Origin of the sequence: Rhizobium phaseoli, assembly GCF_003985125.1 — a bacterium.
GTDB lineage: Bacteria > Pseudomonadota > Alphaproteobacteria > Rhizobiales > Rhizobiaceae > Rhizobium > Rhizobium phaseoli.
This window is the reverse complement of sequence record NZ_ML133579.1, coordinates 13,009-30,930: the sequence shown is the minus strand read 5'-3', so window position 1 is coordinate 30,930 and position 17,922 is coordinate 13,009. Positions and strand designations below refer to the sequence as shown.

Annotated in this window: 14 protein-coding genes; 2 read left to right on the top strand and 12 right to left on the bottom strand. The window is 61.5% G+C overall.

Annotation, left to right across the window (positions count from 1 at the left end; translation table 11 throughout):
* Positions 1 to 5: 5 nt before the first annotated feature.
* The 6 genes from EFD56_RS21990 to EFD56_RS21960 all read right to left on the bottom strand — a co-directional run bounded on the left by EFD56_RS21990 (position 6) and on the right by EFD56_RS21960 (position 9,041).
* Positions 6 to 3,335 (bottom strand): efflux RND transporter permease subunit, encoded by a 3,330-nt coding sequence (locus EFD56_RS21990; protein ID WP_004673996.1) that lies wholly within the window; start codon positions 3,333 to 3,335, stop codon positions 6 to 8.
* 12 nt (positions 3,336 to 3,347) lie between these two features.
* On the bottom strand, positions 3,348 to 4,538 hold the full coding sequence (locus tag EFD56_RS21985; protein WP_126906272.1) for an efflux RND transporter periplasmic adaptor subunit: 1,191 nt from the start codon (positions 4,536 to 4,538) through the stop codon (positions 3,348 to 3,350).
* A 398-nt stretch (positions 4,539 to 4,936) separates the two neighbouring features.
* Positions 4,937 to 5,908 carry an ABC transporter substrate-binding protein gene (locus EFD56_RS21980; RefSeq protein WP_126906271.1) on the bottom strand — a complete coding sequence of 324 codons (972 nt, stop codon included), beginning with the start codon at positions 5,906 to 5,908 and terminating at the stop codon, positions 4,937 to 4,939.
* A gap of 59 nt (positions 5,909 to 5,967) precedes the next feature.
* Positions 5,968 to 7,095, bottom strand: coding sequence for an ABC transporter permease (locus EFD56_RS21975; protein WP_064828280.1), 1,128 nt, complete (start codon positions 7,093 to 7,095; stop codon positions 5,968 to 5,970).
* Positions 7,092 to 8,021, bottom strand: a complete 930-nt coding sequence (locus EFD56_RS21970) for an ABC transporter permease (RefSeq protein WP_004674000.1) — start codon at positions 8,019 to 8,021, stop codon at positions 7,092 to 7,094. The genes EFD56_RS21975 and EFD56_RS21970 overlap by 4 nt, the downstream gene beginning before the upstream one ends.
* Positions 8,022 to 8,255: 234 nt before the next feature.
* Complete coding sequence (locus EFD56_RS21960) at positions 8,256 to 9,041, bottom strand: ABC transporter ATP-binding protein (RefSeq protein WP_004673032.1); 786 nt, start codon at positions 9,039 to 9,041, stop codon at positions 8,256 to 8,258.
* Positions 9,042 to 9,135: 94 nt separating this feature from the next.
* Here EFD56_RS21960 and EFD56_RS21955 point away from each other — a divergent pair, with 94 nt between their 5' ends.
* A complete protein-coding gene (locus tag EFD56_RS21955) occupies positions 9,136 to 9,549 on the top strand; it encodes a cupin domain-containing protein (RefSeq protein ID WP_010004408.1) in 414 nt (137 codons plus the stop codon).
* Positions 9,550 to 9,606: 57 nt separating this feature from the next.
* On the opposite strand, the gene hydA is transcribed toward EFD56_RS21955, so the two are convergent.
* Genes hydA through EFD56_RS21940 form a run of 3 tightly spaced genes read right to left on the bottom strand, consistent with a single transcriptional unit; the run spans position 9,607 to position 12,780 of the window.
* Entirely contained in the window at positions 9,607 to 11,064 is a 1,458-nt protein-coding gene (gene hydA, locus EFD56_RS21950; RefSeq protein WP_126906269.1) for a dihydropyrimidinase, read from the bottom strand.
* Positions 11,065 to 11,068: 4 nt separating this feature from the next.
* A complete protein-coding gene (locus tag EFD56_RS21945; protein WP_126906268.1) occupies positions 11,069 to 11,527 on the bottom strand; it encodes a hypothetical protein in 459 nt (152 codons plus the stop codon).
* Positions 11,524 to 12,780, bottom strand: a complete 1,257-nt coding sequence (locus EFD56_RS21940) for a Zn-dependent hydrolase (RefSeq protein ID WP_037140964.1) — start codon at positions 12,778 to 12,780, stop codon at positions 11,524 to 11,526. The genes EFD56_RS21945 and EFD56_RS21940 overlap by 4 nt, the downstream gene beginning before the upstream one ends.
* Positions 12,781 to 13,081: 301 nt before the next feature.
* On the opposite strand from EFD56_RS21940, the gene EFD56_RS21935 reads away from it, so the two are divergent.
* Positions 13,082 to 13,732 carry a TetR family transcriptional regulator C-terminal domain-containing protein gene (locus tag EFD56_RS21935; protein ID WP_004673044.1) on the top strand — a complete coding sequence of 217 codons (651 nt, stop codon included), beginning with the start codon at positions 13,082 to 13,084 and terminating at the stop codon, positions 13,730 to 13,732.
* A 3-nt stretch (positions 13,733 to 13,735) separates the two neighbouring features.
* Here EFD56_RS21935 and EFD56_RS21930 read toward each other — a convergent pair whose 3' ends face one another.
* From EFD56_RS21930 to EFD56_RS21920, 3 genes are all read right to left on the bottom strand, one after another.
* Positions 13,736 to 16,300 (bottom strand): HWE histidine kinase domain-containing protein, encoded by a 2,565-nt coding sequence (locus tag EFD56_RS21930; RefSeq protein ID WP_126906267.1) that lies wholly within the window; start codon positions 16,298 to 16,300, stop codon positions 13,736 to 13,738.
* Positions 16,297 to 16,833, bottom strand: coding sequence for a biliverdin-producing heme oxygenase (locus EFD56_RS21925; RefSeq protein ID WP_183820010.1), 537 nt, complete (start codon positions 16,831 to 16,833; stop codon positions 16,297 to 16,299). The genes EFD56_RS21930 and EFD56_RS21925 overlap by 4 nt, the downstream gene beginning before the upstream one ends.
* A 173-nt stretch (positions 16,834 to 17,006) precedes the next feature.
* The gene (locus tag EFD56_RS21920) at positions 17,007 to 17,906 is read right to left on the bottom strand and encodes a LysR family transcriptional regulator (RefSeq protein WP_004673049.1); all 900 of its coding nucleotides are present in this window, start codon (positions 17,904 to 17,906) and stop codon (positions 17,007 to 17,009) included.
* Positions 17,907 to 17,922 lie beyond the last annotated feature (16 nt).

The following is a 17,922-nucleotide window of genomic DNA, read 5'->3' as shown; positions in this document are numbered from 1 at the left end:
TTTCTTCACTCCGCCGCAAACGGCGGTAAGCGGAGTACGTTCGTGTCCTTGCCGGTGGAACTCTTGCGCTTGCCTTCCGGCTTTTCGATCGCGGTCAGACGCTCGTCCAGCGCATCGATGTCGCTCCGGTTCTCGCGGGTAACGCGGGTGAGATCCTCGCGCGACAGCGGCAGGTCCTCCTGGTCCTTCCGGCCGACCAGACGGCCGAACATCCAGCCGAGCAGGCGGGACAGGTCGTCCATGATCAGGAAGAAGGACGGCACGACGACGAGCGACAGCACCGTCGAGACGATGATGCCGCCGATCACGGCGATTGCCATCGGCGCGCGGAACGAGCCACCTTCGCCGACACCGAGCGCCGACGGCAGCATGCCCGCTGACATGGCGATCGAAGTCATGATGATCGGCCGGGCACGCTTGCGGCCGGCTTCGACCATGGCCTCGACACGGGCCATGCCCTGATGGCGCATCTCGATCGCAAAATCGACGAGCAGGATGGCGTTCTTGGTGACGATCCCCATCAGCATCAGAATGCCGATCATGACCGGCATCGACAGCGGATTGCTGGTGATGATCAGAGCCGCCGCGACGCCACCGATGGCAAGCGGCAGCGAGAATAGGATGGTGAAGGGCTGGATCACGTCCTTGAAGAGCAGGATAAGCACCGTCAGCACCAGCAGAAGACCCATCAACATGGCGTTGACGAAGCTCTGCTGCATCTCGGTCTGAACCTTGGTATCGCCGCTTTCGGCAAGGTGGACGGAGGCCGGAATGTTGGCGGCCTTGACGATTTCGCGGAAGCGGGCCGAGGCCGTGTCGAGCGCCACGCCCTGCGGCAGGTCGGAGCCGATCGCGACGACGCGGTTGCGGTTGTTGCGCTTGATCGAGCTTACGCCTTCCGAATAGTCGATATTGGCGACGCTTGCGAGCGGAACGGTGCCGCCGCTGGCGGTCTGGATCTTCAACGCCCGGATGGCCGCGAGGTCGCGGCGCATGTCGAGTGCTGCCTGCACCCGGATCGGGATCTGGCGATCGTCGAGCGAGATCTTGGCAAGGGCCGCATCCACATCGCCGATGGTGGCGACGCGGATCGTTTCGGAAATCTGTTGCGGCGTGATGCCGAGGCGGGCGGCCTCGTCCTTGCGCGGGTAGACCTGCAGTTCCGGACGGGGCAGGGCGCCGTCGGCGCTGACGTTTGCCAGCAACGGATCGGCGCGCAGCTTGGATTCCAGGATGCCGACGGCGTCGTTCAGGTCCTTCTCGTTCTTGGAAAGGAAGTTGAAGGAGAGGTCGCGTTCGCCGCGGTCGTTGAGCTTGAGGATATGGACGTCGGGAATATCGCGCAGCTTGGCGAAGACTTCCTTTTCAATGTCCCATTGAGGACGTTCACGGCCGTGAACTTCGACCTTCGGCAGCATCGGGCCGATGACCGGGATGCGGCCGAGCACATCGTTGACCACCTTCTTGACCAACGACTGGTCGAGCTTGTCGAGCGCGAGCGTGATCGTCGCGCGGCGCAGTTCGAGTTCGCCCTTCGGCGATGCGCCTCCGAGTACGAAGACGCTTTCGACGCCGTTGATGTCCTTGACCCTGTCATAGATCGCATCGGTCGTCTTCTCGGTGTCGTCAAGCCGCGCATTCGGCGGCAGTTCGACGGAGAGAACGATACGCGAGGCGTCTTCCGGCGGCAGGAAGCTGCCTGGCACGAACATGAATAGCGATATGACCGAACCAACCGTGAAGAGGAGGGCCACAATCAACGTCGTATAACGCCAATACCACTTGCGAGTCGTGCCGGTGACAAGGCGCGTATAGCCCTTCATCAGCAGGCCGTCATTGTCATGATGGTCGTCGACGCCATCCTCGGCGCGCATGAGATAGGCGGCCATCATCGGCGTGATCAGGCGCGCCACCATCAGCGAGAAGAAGACGGAGAAAGCGACGGTCAGGCCGAACTGGATGAAGTACTGGCCGGGAATGCCGGGCATGAAGGAAACCGGCACGAAGACGGCGATGATGGTGAAAGTGGTGGCGATGACGGCGAGGCCGATTTCATCAGCCGCCTCGATCGCCGCCCGATAGGGCGTCTTGCCCATCTTGATGTGGCGGGCGATGTTTTCGATTTCGACGATTGCATCGTCGACGAGGATGCCGGTTGCCAGCGTCAAGGCAAGGAAGCTGACGAGGTTTAGCGAGAAGCCCATCATGTCCATGACCCAGAAGGTCGGGATCGCGGAGAGGGGGAGGGCGATCGCCGAGATCAGCGTCGCACGCCAGTTCCGGAGGAACAGCAGGACGACGATGACGGCGAGCAGCGCGCCTTCGAGCAGCGTATGGATGGCGGCTTCGTAATTGCCGTAGGTGAAATAAACCGAATCGTCGATCATCTCGATCTTCACATTCGGGTTGTCGGCTCTGACCTTGTCGAGGCTCTGCGCCACGGTTTCGGCGACGCTGACCTCGCTGGCGCCCTTCGAACGGAAGACACCGAATGTGACAACAGGCGTGTCGTTGAAGCGCGAGAAGGATTTCGGCTCCTCATAAGTGTCCTTGATGACGCCGAGGTCGGACAGCTTGACGAAACGGCCGTTCGGCAGCGCGATCGTCGTGTCGGCGAGTTCGGCGACATTGCGGGCGTCGCCGAGAACGCGGATCGCCTGTTCGCTGCCCGCCACCTGGCCGCGGCCGGAGCCGAGGTCGACGTTGGTGCCGCGCAGCTGCTGGTTCACGCTTGCGGCGGTGATGCCATGGGCATCGAGTTTGGCGGGGGTGAGCTCGATGCGCACTTCACGCTCGGCGCCGCCGTAGCGATCGACGCGACCGATGCCGGCCTGGCCCTGCAGCGCGCGCTTGATCGTATCGTCGACGAACCAGGAGAGTTCTTCCAGCGACATGTCGGGCGACGACACCGCGAAGGTCTGGATTGCCTGACCTTCGACATCGACTTTGGTGACGATCGGCGTTTCGGCTGTCGCCGGCAGGTCGCTGCGGATGCGATCGATCGCATCCTTGACGTCCTGCACGGCCTGTTCCGTCGGCACTTCCATGCGGAACATGACGTTGGTCTGCGAGCTGCCGTCGGTCACCGTCGACTGGATTTCGTCGATGCCGGTGATCGAGGCGATCGCGTCTTCGATCTCCTTCGTCACCTGCATTTCCAGTTCGGCCGGCGAAGCGCCGCTCTGCGTCACGCTGATCGAAACCAGCGGCACGTCGATGTTCGGGAAGCGGGTGATCGGCAGCGTGTTGAAGGACTGGATGCCGATGAATATCAACAGGCAGAAGGCGAGCAGCGGCGCGATCGGGTTTCGAATGGACCAGGCTGAAAAATTCATCGAATGGTCTCTTTAGTTGGAAGCCGCGGGCTGTTCACGCACCGGCGTGATGTGGTCGCCGTCGCGGACATAAGCACCCGCTTTGGCCACGACCTCATCGCCGCTCTTCAATCCCCGAACGATCTCGACATAGGCGCCGTCCTGGATGCCGGTCTCGATCTTGGCGAATTTTACCACACCGTCCTCGACCTTGCGGGCCGATGAGCCTTCATTGCCCGTCAGGACCGCGGTCAGGGGAAGAGATACGCCTTGTGTCTCGCGCACGACGATTTCAGCGCTGCCATACATGCCGGAGCGCGCCTTGCTGTCATCGTCGATCGAGATATGCACGAGGCCGAGGCGGGTGGTGGGATCGACGGTCGGCGACACCAGGCGCACGGCGCCGGAGAGCTTCTCGCGGCTGCCGGACAGCGAAATCGTCGCCTTCTGGCCGGCCATGATCCTGACGATGTCACTTTCGGCGACTTCGGCGACAAGCTCGATATCGCCGTCGCGGATGAGGGTGAACAGCGGATCGCCGTTGCCGGCGGCAATGGCGCCGACCTTGGCGTTCTTGGCCGCGATCGTGCCGGCGACCGGCGTCTTCACGTCAGTGCGGGCAAGCTTCAGATCCGCATCGGCGATCTGGCTGTCGAAGACCTTGAGATCGGCTTCGGCGACTTCGATCGCCTGCTCGGCGGAAACGACGCGGGCATTGGCGGCGGCGGCGGTCGCATCGGCCTGTTCGACCTGGGCGGTGGAAACGGTACCCTTCTTGCCCATTTCCTGAGCGCGGGCCTGTTGCTGCCTGGCCTGTTCGGCGTTGGCCTGGGCTTCGATGAGTTGGGCGCGCAGCTGAGCAAGGCTTGCCTCGCCTTTGGCCTTCGTCGCCATCATCTGGCTTTTCTCTAATACCAACGCATCATCGTTCAGGGTCGCCAGCGTGCTATCGGCCTGAACCTTGTCGCCAACATCGGCTTTCAGCGTGCGGATCGACAGTCCCTCGACCTGCGGTTGGATATAGACCTCCTCGACGGGCTTGACCGTTCCGGTGCCGATGACACGGTCGACGAGAGTGCGGTTTGTCGCTGTGGTAACGACGATGGCCGGCAGGTTCTGCTGCGGTTTTGCGACCGGCGCTTCCTGCGAAAATGCGGTGGATGCAGCCAGTGCCGCTGCAAAAAGGGTGGATGCACCTAAAAATCCGTTCGGCCTGCGTGCCATGCGTCGTCGTCCAATCTTGTAACAAGGTTGGCCGAACTCGCGCGTCTGTCCTTCAGCTCGCGACCAGGCCACTGCCTTTCCTGCATTCTCAAGGGTATCCGCACATCATTGCCGTCTTCATCCCTCGCCGGCAAATCGGCTTCTAATTGGTATCGATTTGCTCGATATGCAAGCCCGGCAGAAAACAATTCCCCATGAGCCGATAATAATTACCATCAGAACCTGAATCAATCACCGAAGGGTTATGCGAGCATGACGATGATTGATCCTGGCTCTACCCGAATGACGTTTGACGCCGGACAAATGCGACAGCTGCCCGGTGTTTTTTTATGAAAGCAGGAAAAATATGAAACGCGCGGAGACCTTCTCCGCGCGTTCGCCCTGCAATGTTGCCGCGATTACTTGGAAGCAGCGTCGGTAATGTCGTGCGTCCAGGCGCCCGAAGGCTCCTTGCTGATAATCTTCTGGTCGAGCAGCGCCTTTGCTGTGCGGGCATAGAGCGCTTCGTCCAGCTTGCCGGAGCCGTCGCCGACGAGCTTGGCGACTTCGCCCATCATGCGCTTCTGGTGGTTCTCGTCCTGGCCGCCATTGTCCATGACGATCTCGGCAGCTTCATCAGGGTTTTGGGTCGCGTACTTCCAGCCCTTCATCGAGGCGCGGACGAACTTGACCATTTTCTCCTTGAAGGCCGGATCCTTCAGCTTGTCTTCCATCGCGTAGAGGCCGTCTTCCAGGAGGTCGTTGCCCATCGCGGTATAGTTGAAGACCGTCAGTTCCTCCGGCTTGAAGCCGGCATCGATCGCCTGCCAGTATTCATTATAGGTCATGACGGAGATGCAGTCGGCCTGCTTCTGGACGAGCGGCTGCACGTCGAAGCTCTGCTTCAGCACGGTGACGCCGTTCGGGCCGCCTTCGGTGGAGAGGCCGAGCTTGTTCATCCAGGCGAAGAAGGGATACTCGTTGCCGAAGAACCAGACACCGAGCGTATGCCCCTTGAAGTCGGCCTCGGTTTTAACAGGGCCGTCCTTGCGGCAGATCATTTCCAGGCCCGACTTCTGATAGGGCTGGGCGATGTTGACGAGCGGAACACCCTTCTCGCGGGCAACGAGAGCGCCGCCCATCCAGTCGACGATGACATCGGCGCCGCCGCCGGCGATCACCTGTTCGGGGGCGATATCGGGACCGCCCGGCTTAATGTCGACGTCCAGGCCCTCTTCCTTGTAAAAGCCCTTGTCCTTAGCGACGTAGTAACCGCCGAACTGGCCCTGCGTCACCCATTTCAACTGCAGCACGACCTTGTCGGCGGCCATCGCGTGCGCGGCGGCCAGCGTCATGGCGCTCGCCATCATTGCAACCATCAACTTTTTCATTTTCTTTTCCTTACCCTCTGAAGTTATGCCCGAACCCCATTTGCGAGGCCCGTGCGCGCCTAGCCACCACGGATAGACGGATGCCAGAATGTCACCGCCCGTTCCGTCAGGGCGATGATGCCATAGAAAATCGAGCCGGCCAGCGCCGCAACGGCGATTTCCGCCCAAACCATGTCGACATTCATGCGGCCGATCTCGGTGGAGATGCGAAAGCCCATGCCGACGATCGGCGTCCCGAAGAATTCGGCAACGATGGCACCAATCAGCGCCAGCGTCGAGTTGATCTTCAGTGCGTTGAAAATGAAGGGCATGGCCGCCGGAAGCTTGAGCTTCAGCAGCGTCTGCCAGTCGTTCGAGGCATAGGTGCGCATCAGGTCGCGTTCCATGCTGCCGGAGGCGGCAAGGCCGGCGACGGTGTTCACCAGCATCGGGAAGAAGGTCATGATGATGACGACTGCGGCCTTCGACGGCCAGTCGAAGCCGAACCACATGACCATGACGGGGGCGATGCCGATGATCGGCAGGGCTGAGACCATGTTGCCGATCGGCAGCAGGCCGCGGCGCAGGAAGGCGACGCGATCGGCCAGCACCGCGACGATGAAGCCGCTAAGGCAGCCGATGATATAGCCGATCAATACCGCCTTGAAGATGGTCTGTCTGATGTCGTCGCCGAGGATCGGCAGGGAAGCCATGATACGGGTGCCGATGGCGCTTGGTGGCGGCAGGATGATGAAGGGAATGCCGGCGCCGCGCGTTGCCGCCTCCCAGAGGATGAGGATCCAGGCGCCGAAAATTGCCGGGATCAGCAGTTGCAGCGCCGATTTGCCGAAGGCGGTGACGGGCTGCTGTTTCGATAGCTCGGTGACACATCGCCAAGCCAGCAGCCAGCAAGCGAAGAGCAGCAGGAAGAAAGCCCGCGTCGCCATGCCCTCGTTGCCGGAGAGGGTGGACAGCAGCATCCAGGCGGCGCCATGGGCGCCGATGAACAGCACGGTGGCGCGGTAGGCCAGCGGCTGTGGCGCGAAGGACAGCAGTGCGGCGGCGGCGACGATGATGAAGACGAGGCTCGCCGTGCCATCGGTGAAGGGCCGTGCCGCCCCCTCGGCCAGCAGCGGCAGGGTGATCAGCGCTGCAAGGCAGAGGAGGAGGGCGGTCACGCCCTGCCAGGAGAAGGTCAGGTGTCTCATGCCGGCCTCCCGCCCATGGCGCGGTCGACGATCTTGGCGGCAAGGCCGACGATTGCAACCAGGATACCCGCCAGCAGCGATCCGGCGACCAAGGCCGCCCAGATATCGATAGTCTGGCTGTAATAGGAGCCGGCAAGCAGCTTCGAACCGATGCCGGCGGTGGCCCCGGTCGGCAGCTCGCCGACGATAGCGCCGACCAGGCTTGCGGCAATCGCGACCTTCATCGAGGTGAAGAGGAAGGGGATCGAGGCCGGGACACGCAATTTCCAAAAAGTCTGCATTGGGCTCGCATAATAGGTGCGCATCAGATCGAGATGCATGATCTCGGGCGACCGCAATCCCTTCACCATGCCGACGGCGACAGGGAAGAAGGAGAGGTAGGTGGAGATCAGCGCCTTGGAGACCAGACGGGAGGCGTCGGAATCGAGGTTGAGGAGGTGGGCCAGCGCATTGTCGCCGGTCAGCACATTATAGGAGATAATGACGATCATCGGCGCGATGGCAAGGATCGGAATGGTCTGGCTCGCCACCAGCCAGGGCATCAACGATCGGTCCATAGCGCGATTGTGAACGATCAGCACCGCAAGAAGGATGCCGAGCAGCATACCGAATCCGAAACCGAGCAGGGTGGAGGAGAGCGTCACCCAGCTGTGATAGACGAGGCTGCGATTGCTCGAAAGGCTGCGCAGCACGGTATTCTCGTAGACGTTCTGCGCCACCTGGTGCGGCGCCGGCAGGATCGGCTTCGGCTGCGCCAGCGTCTTGCCGATGAATTCGAGCGTCGTCGGTGTGACCCCGGCGCGGCTGTCCATGTCGCGCTGGAACGGCGCGTTCATCAGGACCGCGGCGACATACCAGATGGCGATGAGGACGAGCAGGATGGTGGTGACGGGAACAATCTTGTTTTTGAGGGTATCGGGTTTCATAGCGACCGCCCCAATTTGCTGGCGTCGAATGCGTAGCCACCCCCCTCTGCCCTGCCGGGCATCTCCCCCACAAGGGGGGAGATCGGCAAGAGGATAGCGTGTCGCTCCCCACCGCTCCCGTGCTGGATCAGGCGCCTTTCATTGATTGGAGAAGCCGTTTCGGCATATCGATCTCCGCCCTTGTGGGGGAGATGCCCGGCAGGGCAGAGGGAGGTAAGCCCGGAACTCAACCGCCTAAACCTCATGGCTATGCCCCGTCCTCAGCCCTTCGCGAACGCGATGGGCGATCTCCAGGAATTCCGGGGTGTCGCGGATATCGAGCGGGCGTTCGGCCGGCAGCGTCGAGTCGATCACATCGGTGACGCGGCCCGGGCGCGGCGACATCACCACGATCTTGGTGGAGAGATAGACGGCCTCGGGGATGGAATGGGTGACGAAGCAGATCGTCTTGTTGGTACGCGCCCAGAGTTTCAGCAGCTCTTCGTTCAAATGGTCGCGGACGATCTCGTCCAATGCGCCGAAGGGTTCGTCCATCAACAGCAGGTCAGCGTCGAAGGCGAGCGCGCGGGCGATCGAGGCGCGCTGTTGCATGCCGCCGGAAAGCTGCCAAGGGAACTTCTTCTCGAAGCCGGAGAGGCCGACAAGATCGAGCGCTTCGGCGATCCGCCGCGTGCGATCAGCGCCACGATAACCCATAATCTCCAGCGGCAGGGCGATATTGTCTTCGATGACCCGCCAGGGCAGGAGCGCCGGCGCCTGGAAGACATAGCCGTAGGCACGGGCCTTGCGGGCTTCTTCCGGCGTCATGCCGTTGATCGAGATTTCGCCGGAGGTGCTCTTTTCGAGATCGGCGATGACGCGCAGGAAAGTCGTCTTGCCGCAGCCGGACGGGCCGATGAAAGAGACGAAGTCGCCCTTGCGGACATCGAGATTGACATCGCTCAGCGCATTCACCGGGCCGTCATTCGCCTGGTAGGTGAGACAGAGATCCTTGGCGGATACGACGGAGGGTGCTTGCATCAATGCGACCGTTCTTGTTTTCGCCGCGGGGAGGCGGTTTGCGTGTTACCATCGCCACAGGCCTTGCCGGCGGCACATTTCATGGAGGAAGAGAATGGACGCGACATCACAACCCACCTGCCACATCGTTCGCCCCAAACATGCCTATGACGGCAAGCAGGGACTGAGCTATTTCGAAGGGATCGCCGCCGAGACGGTCGGCGCCAAAGGGATTTGCATGCATCTGCTGACGATCCCGCCCGGCGTGCGCGCCAAAGCGCATCTGCATGAGGCGCACGAGACGGCGATCTACATGCTCTCCGGCGAGGCCCATACCTGGTACGGCGACCGGCTCGAGCATCACATCGTTGTCCATGCCGGCGAACTTTTCTATATACCGGCCGGCGTGCCGCACATGCCGGCAAACCTCAGCAGCACGCCGTGCACAGCGGTCATCGCGCGCACCGACCCGAACGAGCAGGAAAGCGTCGTGCTTCTGCCGGAACTGGACGCGCTGGTGCCGGCGTGAAGTCATCCGCATAGAGGCGCCGTTCCCCGGTTGATGGCCATATCGTCGCGCGCCATGTCACACGCCTGTTGCCGGGATGCCTGTGCGTTCCACCTTGCGGGGCGAGGTGATCTCCTTCCAGGTGGAGAGCGCCTTGCTGACGGCTGTTACCGGCTCGCGGCGGACGAATTCGCCATGACCTTCCTGGGTCTTGATGGTGCTTTCCTCGATGGCGACAACGCCGCGTGTCAGGGTGTAGCGCGGCAGGCCGGTCACTTCCTTGCCCTCGAAGACGTTGTAGTCGATCGCCGACTGCTGGTTCTTGGACGAGATGGTCTTGGACCGCTTCGGGTCCCAGACGACGATATCGGCATCGGCGCCGACGAGGATTGCGCCCTTTTTCGGATAGATGTTGAGGATCTTGGCGATGTTGGTCGAGGTGACGGCGACGAATTCGTTCATCGTCAGCCGGCCGGTGTTGACGCCGTGCGTCCAGAGCATCGGCATGCGGTCTTCGAGGCCGCCGGTGCCGTTCGGGATCTTGGTGAAGTCGCCGACGCCAAAACGTTTCTGCGCCGTCGTGAAGGCGCAATGGTCGGTGGCGACCACCTGCAGCGAACCGGAGGCAAGCCCGGCCCAGAGGCTGTCCTGATGCTGCTTGCTGCGGAAGGGCGGCGACATCACCCGGCGGGCGGCGTGATCCCAGTCGGGATTGGAATATTCGCTCTCGTCGAGCGTCAGATGCTGGATCAGCGGCTCGCCATAGACGCGCATGCCCTTTGCGCGGGCGCGCCTGATCGCCTCGTGCGCCTGTTCGCAGGAGGTATGGACGATATAAACAGGGCAGCCGGCCATGTCGGCAATCATGATAGCGCGGTTGGTGGCCTCGCCCTCGACTTCGGCGGGGCGGGAATAGGCATGCGCCTCGGGGCCGTTATTGCCCTCGGCGAGCAGCTTTGCCGACATCGACGCGACGACGTCGCCGTTTTCGGCGTGCACCAGCGGCAGGGCGCCGAGTTCGGCGCAGCGCTGGAAGGAGGCGAACATCTCGTCGTCATCGACCATCAGCGCGCCTTTGTAGGCCATGAAATGCTTGAAGGTGTTGATGCCCTTGTCGCGAACGATGGTCTCCATCTCCTTGAAGACCTGCTCGCTCCACCAGGTGACGGCCATATGGAAGGAATAGTCGCAATTGGCGCGGGTCGATTTGTTGTCCCACATGGTCAGCGCTTCGAGCAGCGACTGGCCCGGGGCGGGAAGGGCGAAATCGACCACCATCGTCGTGCCTCCGGAAAGGGCCGCGCGCGTACCGCTCTCGAAATCGTCGGAGGAATAGGTGCCCATGAAAGGCATTTCGAGATGGGTGTGCGGGTCGATACCACCCGGCATGACATAGCAGCCCGAGGCGTCGAGCGTCTCGTCGCCCGAGAGGTTCGGGCCGATCTCGACGATCTTGCCGCCGTCGATCTTGACGTCAGCCTTATAGGTGAGGTCGGCCGTGACGATGGTGCCGTTCTTGATGACTGTGGTGCTCATGATCCTAGTCCTTCTTAAAGTCGAAATCCGGTTGACCATCAGGACGCTTAATAATGTGAAGGCCTCTCAGAGTTATACCTTTGACTTTCCACGTTTGTAACGTGAGACGACCCCGGTTTAGGCTTTTGATAATGAACAGGTTCAATTTCTGAACGGCGTCCCTCGTATTCCGTACGTCGCTATTGTCCTGAAGAATAACTGTAACGGAGTCGCCTTCACGCATGATTGTGGCTGGTGTCAATGATCTTTTATCTGACAACGCCGGATTGGCTATCATCAGCTCCAACGTTTGGTTACGAGTACAAAAATCAGCTGGCGCAATGTGAACTTCCTGATTTTCTCTTACATTTCCAAGCTGTCTTACGCCCGCATCGTTGCTCGTTGCGCCAAAGACGTCAGATACACCCACTAACGCAGTCCAACCGACAACTGCACAAGCTAGATACGGCGGTGGAAGGTTCATTCGGCGACGATCTCCGCCGTCTCCACCACCGCATGGAACAGCACATCTGCGCCCGCCGTCGCCCATTCTTTGGAAATCTCTTCCGCTTCGTTGTGCGAGAGGCCGCCGACGCAGGGGCACATGACCATCGTCGCAGGCGCGACCTTGGCGGCCCAGCAGGCGTCGTGGCCGGCCCCGGAGATGAGGTTCATGTGGCTGTAGCCGAGGCGTTCGGCAGCGGAGCGGACCGCGGTGACAAGCTTTTCGTCGAAGGTGACGGGGGCGAAATGGCCGATCGCCTCGATGGAACAGCCGACGCCGAGCGCATCGCAGATGCCAGGCGCTTCCGCCTCGATCTTTGCCCGCATGCGGTCGAGCTTGCCCTTGTCGGGCGAGCGGATATCGACGGTGAAGACGACCTTGCCCGGCAACACGTTGCGGGAGTTTGGCGAGAAGAAGACCTGGCCGACGCCGCCGACGGCGCCCGGCTGTTCGGCCATCGCGACACCCTGCACCATTTCCAGGATGCGCGACATGGCAAGGCCGGCATTGACGCGCATGTTCATCGGCGTCGAGCCGGTATGGGCTTCCTTGCCGGTCAGGGTGAATTCCAGCCACCAGAGACCCTGACAGTGGGTGACGACGCCGATCTGCTTGTCCTCGGCCTCGAGGATCGGGCCTTGTTCGATGTGATATTCGAAATAGGCATGCATCTTGCGGGCGCCGACCTCTTCGTCGCCGACCCAGCCGATGCGCTTCAGTTCGTCGCCAAATAGATTGCCCTCGGGATCGCGGCGATTATAGGCAAAGTCGAGGCTGTGGACGCCGGCGAAGACACCCGAGGCCAGCATGGCAGGGGCAAAACGGGCGCCTTCTTCGTTCGTCCAGTTGGTCACAACGATCGGATGTTTGGTTTTGATGCCGAGGTCGTTCATGGTGCGCACGACTTCGAGAGCCGCAAGCACGCCGAGAACGCCGTCATATTTGCCGCCGGTCGGCTGGGTGTCGAGATGCGAGCCGACATAGACGGGCAGGGCATTGGGATCGGTGCCTGGGCGGGTGGCGAACATCGTGCCCATCTGGTCGACGCCCATGGTGAGGCCCGCCTCGTCGCACCATGTCTTGAAGAGGCTGCGTCCCTCGGCATCCGAATCCGTCAGCGTCTGGCGATTGTTGCCGCCCGCGATACCGGGTCCGATCTTCGCCATGTCCATGAGACTGTCCCAGAGACGGTCGCCATTGACGCGCATGTTCTCGCCTGGTGCTGCCACCATTTTTCAAGCCCTCACCTGTTTGCGGCAGTCATGCAAGGGGCATGCCTGCCTGTTCCCATGGTCTCTTCCGGCGCCTCTTGTTGGTTTTGTCGAGCGCCGGAAAATCGCCAGTTGCCTTTGTTTTTCATCTGGCAGATAATTTGACCGATTGGTAAACATTACAACTTCCACCGCCGGGCTCAAGACGAAAATCACGAAAATTGCCGATAAAAATGCGGGCAGTTGCTCAAGAAAGCGGCAGCAGGCTTGTCCTGCTCAAACTTGAGCGAAGAAGTTGAATTTCAAGGGGAAACAATAGCCAATGGCTATTCCGAGAGCAGCGAAGACACTGAGGCGGACGCGAATCCAGGAGGAGAAGGAAGAGCAGATTTTGGAAGCGGCGCTCGACGTGTTTTCGGCGCGCGGCTTTCGCGGCTCGACCATCGACCAGATCGCCGAAGTGGCCGGCATGTCAAAACCCAATCTGCTCTATTACTTTCGTACCAAGGAAGCCATGCACCGGGCGTTGATCGACCGGGTGCTTTACACCTGGCTGGAGCCGTTGCGCGCCTTCGACGCAGAAGGCAATCCGGAAGAGGAAATCCGCAGCTATATCAGACGCAAGCTGGAGATGGCCCGCGACTTTCCGCGTGAAAGCCGGCTCTTTGCCAATGAGGTGCTGCAGGGCGCGCCGCATATCGAGGACGAGCTGAAGGGGCCGCTGAAGGAACTGGTCGACGAGAAGGCCGAGGTCATCCGCGCCTGGGCGAAATCGGGCAAGATCATCAAATGCGACCCCTATCATCTGATCTTCTCAATCTGGTCAACGACCCAGCATTATGCTGACTTCGACGTCCAGGTGCGCGCGGTACTGGGACAGGAACATGCCGGCGAAGGCCGCTTCGAGGATGCTGCGCGGTTTCTGGAACAGCTCTTCATCGGCGGGCTGCGGCCGGATCACTCCGAGAGCTGACGTCTACTTAGGAAGCGGCAGACGGGCGAGGGCCTCCGTCACACCTTCCATCGTATAGGGTTTCTGTAAGACGGGCGCATCCGAATGGCTATGCGCCTGGGCGATGCCCTCCCCATAGCCTGTGGCAAAAATGAAGGGCACACCATCGGCTGCCAGTCGGTCGGCAATCCCGAAGCTGGTCTCGTCACCGAGATTGACATCGAGAAGCGCCAGATCGAAGGACCGGTGGGCGAGGATTTCCATTGCCTCGGCAACGCTCGGTACGGTTGCGATTTCGGCGCCGAGCCGGCGCAGAATATCTTCGCCGTCCATGGCAATGATCAGGTTGTTTTCCACCAGCAGCACGCTCAGGCCGGAAAGCGGTTGTCGATCGCCTGCCATAGGCTTGGGCGCCGTTGCTCCGAATGGTACCGAATCTGATCGCTCGCTGGTTGGGCGGACAACATATCGCCCGGGAATGAAGAAATCCGCTTCGAGCCCGTCCTCGTTGTAGCGCACCTCGGCCTTGCCGCCGAGATCATAAGGAATCGAGCGCCGAATGATCGTCGAGCCGAAGCCGTGGCGCGTGGGTTCGGTGACGAGCGGGCCATCCTTTTCGCGCCAGCCAATGTGCAGATTGCCTTCATCATCGCGGGACCAGCCGAGTTCGACCATGCCGCTGCCGGCGCCGGAAAGGCTGCCGTATTTGGCGCTGTTGGTCATCAGCTCGTGAAAAACAAGGGCAGCGGTGGAAAAGGCCTGCGGCTCCAGCAGCACGTCCTCGCCGCGCATCTGAATGCGCTGGGCATTTTTGCCAAGATAGGCGGCGGTCTCGGCCAGCAGCAATTGCCGAAGCGAAGCAGGTGCCCAGTGATCCCTAGTAATCTGGTCATGGGCACGGGCGAGTGACTGGACGCGGCCCTCGATCTGGCGGATGTAGTCGCCGAGGCTGACCGATGTCGCCTGCGACTGGCGGATGATGCCGGTGATCAGGCTCAATATGTTGCGGACGCGGTGGTTGAGCTCGGCGATCAGCAGTTCCTGCCGCTCGTTCGCCATCTGGCGCGCCATACTCGCTTCGTCGGTCAGGCGGAGAACCACTTCGATCAACGTGACGCGGATCGTTTCTGCAACGCGCTGCTCCGCCTCGGTGAAGGGGAGGGAGCGGCCTCGCACCAATTCCGACCACTCTTCGAAGCTCTTGCGCGGCGTCAATCGCGGCCCGTTGGGTCCATATTCCACCGGCTTGTGCGGAACGCCACCCCAGCGGACGGTGCGGACCAATTCCTGACGGAAGAGCACGACATAATCGCGCGGCGAACGCGAGATCGGGATGGCGAGCATGCCCGCTACGACCGCGTCGATTTCGAGACCTGGATAGGTTTGCGAAAGCCTGTCGACAGCATAGATCCGCCCGCCGGCGTTGCGGTTGAGATGGCGTACGAGGCTCGCAAAATTTTTCTTATCTGGTCCGATACCGGCAAGCGCCAGCCGTCCGTTGATCCACACACCGATGCCGTCGGCAGGAATGGCGTCGGCGAGCGCCTCGATCAGCCAGGCCGGATCGTCGATCAGGCTGGCATTATCGGCGACGGAGGTGAGAAGCCGGTCGGCGATGCGGCGCGCCTTGGTCTCATAGTCGAGCGCCAGCCGTCTCTCGCGGCTTTCGAGACGCGACGCGAACATCTGACCGAAGAGTTCTGCGGTGGAGCGGCTTTGAGCCGACGGCAGGCGCGGCTCGTAATGATGGCAGGCAAAGAGGCCCCAGAGTTTGCCATCCACGACGATCGATATGGAGAGCGAAGCGCCGACGCCCATATTCTTCAGATATTCGATGTGGATCGGCGAAACCGAGCGCAGAACCGACATGGAGAGATCGAGCGGCTGGCCGTGCTCGTCGCGTTCCGGAAGGATCGGCACGGGCACGGCATCGACATCGGCAATGATGCGGAACAGATTGCGCAGATAAAGGGCGCGGGCCTGCACCGGGATGTCGGAAGCGGGATAATGCAGTCCCAGGAACGAGCCGATGCCGCTGCGGGCGGCTTCGGCTACAACTTCGCCGGAACCGCCTTCGTCGAAACGATAGACCATGACCCGATCGAAGCCGGTCAGGGCGCGCGCCTGTCTTGCGCCTTCACGGAAGAAAGCTTCCAGCGTTTCCGCCTGGTCGAGGCGGGACATCATGCTGCGCATGGAGAGCGAAGGGGCATTGCGCCTGTCTTCCTGGCAGCGTTCGCCTTCGATGATGACCTGGCTTTCGTTGAAGTGCACGGCAACATCGAACTTGGACTGATCGGGCGTCAGGGCGATCGCGAAAACGCGCTCGACGACGTCGGCGCCGCGCAAGGTGGTCAGCTTGTTGCGGATCGTGTGAAGCGCTTCGGGCATGATCAGTGTGGAAGCCGGACGGCCGAGCGCGTCGGCCTGGGTCACGCCCAGAAACTCGGCAAGGTTGACCGAGGCGCGTGTGACGATCCAATCCGAAGATACCGACAGCAAAAAGCCGAAGGGCTGGATTGCGCCGAGCTGATGGATCGGCTCGCGGTCGCAATTGGTGAGATCCACGGGTTCGCGTGTGCCGCTCATGGGACGGCTTCCAGTTCGAGCTGCGCGGCTTTGAGGAAGAGCTCGAAGACATTGCGGGCCGCGGAAACGGCTATCGCGGGATCGCCGACATCGCTCGCGTCGAGGCGCTCCATGAAGGCGCGTATGGCGCCCTTTGGCCCTTGCGGCGCGAGATAGCTGCGCGGCAGGTGATCCGGCACGGACTTGGCAAGCAGGGCGCCGCCGAGCTTGGAGCCTTCGAGCACGTAGAGCGCTCCCCAGAGTGCCGCTTCGCAACCCAGTGCCGGCGGCGGAAGCAGCGCCGGCATTTGATCGCCGAGCGCCCGGATATCGGCAAAGAGCAGCGGCGCACGTCTGCGGTCCGGCCAGTCGGGCAGCAGGCGGCGGGTGCCGGCATGCTCGATCGCATATTCGGCGGCTGGCACGATGCGGGCATGCGTGCGCAGAAATGTCCGATAATGCTCTCTGTTGGAAAGATCGAACCTGCCGAAAAGCTTGTCGACCTCGGCGTGGCAATCTGCTGTTTGTGCGCGAAGCACGCTGCGAAGTGACATGCGGACCGTATTCTGGGTGATATGGCAGATGATGCCGTTTATAAGAGAACGCGAACTAGCGATATATTGCAGCATCTCTGTATTTCCAGAGAAACCCATAGAAAAACGGGGGATTCCTTTGCCCTGCGGTCCACTGCCCGGCCTTGCAAGCGCCACTGGCAGCGCGAGCCCATTCAATCCATCAGGCGAGGCAGATTTGCCGCCAATATATCGATGGCAAGACGCACCTTCGGCAGCATTACCGGCGATCTCGGCCACACGGCATAGGCTTGGAAGATGTTGGACGGCATATCGGTCAGAACCCGCACGAGCTCACCTGACAGGACCCTGTCCCGCACCAGCCAGCAGGTCAGCCAGGCAAGGCCCCGGCCTTCCACGGCGGCGTCTGCTATCGAGGCGAGATCGTCGAGCCGCAGCCGCGATTTCGGCAGAATTTCGCGCGGGGGACCGGCTGCAGCCGGAAAGATCCAGGGTCTGTCGTTGTCACCCCTGCGATAGACGATAGCCTGATGGTGGGCGAGATCCTCGAGCGTTTGCGGCGCGCCATATTTCTCCAGATAGGCAGGCGAGGCGCAGACCGTCATGGACTGCCCGGCGATCGCCCGCGCCATCAGGTCGGGATTATCCTTCAGCGGGCCGTTGCGGACGGCAAGATCGAAGCCGTCCTCCAGGAGATCGACGATGCGATCGCTGAAGGAGAAGTCGAGTTCGAGATCCGGGTGATCGTCGAGCAGGCGGGTCAGGATCGGAGCGGCGCATTGACGTCCGAACAGCACCGGCATCGATACCCGCAGCCTGCCGCGGACCTCGCGCCTGCCAGATTCGAGCTGGGCCTCGCCGATCCGGATTTCCTCAATGGCTCTCAGGCAGCGCTCATAGAAGAACCGGCCTTCGTCGGTCAGGCTTTGGGTCCGGGTCGTGCGGTTGAAGAGTCGCACACCGAGCCGCTGTTCGAGCCTTGCGATCGTTTTGCTGACTGCCGAGCGGGTAAGGTGAAGCCGTTCGGCGGCGGCTGAGAAGCCGCCGGCTTCTGCCGTCTGGACGAAGATCGAAATCCCCTTCAGTTGCTCCATATTTGTTTCCATATCG